We start from the raw sequence: 1,379 nt of genomic DNA, 5'->3' as shown, positions 1-1,379 counted from the left end.
CGATGGTCTGGAACATCATGTCGAGCAGCTTGTCGCCAGCCTGGTCGAGATTCATTTCGCGGCGCAGGATACCGGACACGTCCACGTCCATGTGTTCGGACATGGTACGGATGGTGCGCGGGTTGGCGGACAGTTTGATAACGGGCACGATCGGGTTGCCGATGATGTTGCCCTGCCCGGTGGGGAAGAAGTGCACCACGTAGCCGGCGGCGGCCACGAGGGTGATCATTTCGGCGGCGGCGGAGGAGGAGTCCATGAACCACAGGCCGGGGCCGGTAGGCGTCACGGCCTTGTCCAGCGTACCGATGACAGGCGCCTTTGTACCGATCTTCTGGATGTTGCCGAGGGCCTTTTCTTCGATGGTGGTCAAGCCGCCTTCGATGTTCCCCTTGGTCGGCTGGGAGTCGGAAAGGTCGGAGGTCTTGTGATCGTCAATAACCTTGGCGTAACGGTCAAAGAACGCGGTGAATTCGCTGCGGACCCGGTCATTGGCGCAACGGGCCTTCACCAGATGTTCGCCGCCGGTGAGTTCGGTGGTTTCACCGAACACCAGCGTGCAGCCTTCTTCATACAGCTTGTCGAACGCGTTACCGACGGTCGGGCAGGAGGCCAGGCCGGAGGTGGTGTCGGATTCGCCGCATTTGCAGGAAACCCACAGGTCGGAGATGGGGCATTCCACTTTCTGGAGGGCGGAGGCGTACTGCACGAATTCCTTCGCCTTGCGGGAAGCGCGGGCGATGGTGTCGATCTGGCCGTGCTGTTCGATGCCGAAGCCGGCAACGGGCTTGCCGGTCTTGGCAATGCCGTCCACCACGTCCTGGGTCCACTTTTCTTCGATGCCGATAACGATGACGGCGGCAACGTTCGGGTTGCTGCCGGCGCCGATCAAGGTGCGGAAATGGAGGTCAAGGTCGGCACCGAACTGCAGACGGCCGTAAGGATGCTGGATGGCAACGGTGCCGCCGATGTTATTGGCAACGGCGTCGCAAGCGGGCTGGGAAAGGTCGTCCAGGGGCAAAATCAGCACATGATTGCGAATGCCCACGCGGCCGTTGTCGCGGCGATAACCGAAAAATGACTTTTGCATGTGACCTACCACCTTTTGGTCTTGACGTTGTGGACATGAAGATGCTCGCCCTGACGGATGGGTTTGACAACCTTCCCGATATCGGTGCCGTACTTGAAGACGGTATCGCCGACATTCAAATCCTTGAGTGCGATCTTGTGTCCGATCGGAATATCATCGAGGACCTTGAACGTAATGGTCTTGTCCTCTTTCATGATCCAGCCAGTCAGTTCCTGACCGGCCTTCACGCCTTCCACGGTGATGACGCCGACGCTGTCGCCGTCTTCATGAACCAGAAATTGCACTGACATGA

General features: G+C 59.1%; 2 protein-coding genes. Both read right to left on the bottom strand.

The window, feature by feature from the left end; genetic code table 11:
• Positions 1-1,087: UxaA family hydrolase (locus tag HMPREF0178_RS19940; protein WP_009369343.1), on the bottom strand; the 1,087-nt coding region annotated here is incomplete at its 3' end.
• Between the two features lie 5 nt (positions 1,088-1,092).
• Entirely contained in the window at positions 1,093-1,377 is a 285-nt protein-coding gene (locus HMPREF0178_RS19935; protein ID WP_005024615.1) for a UxaA family hydrolase, read from the bottom strand.
• Positions 1,378-1,379 lie beyond the last annotated feature (2 nt).

It is taken from the genome of Bilophila sp. 4_1_30 (genome assembly GCF_000224655.1).
Classification (GTDB): domain Bacteria; phylum Desulfobacterota; class Desulfovibrionia; order Desulfovibrionales; family Desulfovibrionaceae; genus Bilophila; species Bilophila wadsworthia.
Note: the sequence above shows the minus strand (reverse complement) of the source record. Positions and strands in the feature narration are given on the sequence as shown.

What these genes read in the sequence shown, in the direction of transcription:
- HMPREF0178_RS19935 (WP_005024615.1), bottom strand. Translation starts at nt 1,377, where the DNA reads ATGTCAGTGCAATTTCTGGTTCATGAAGACGGCGACAGCGTCGGCGTC.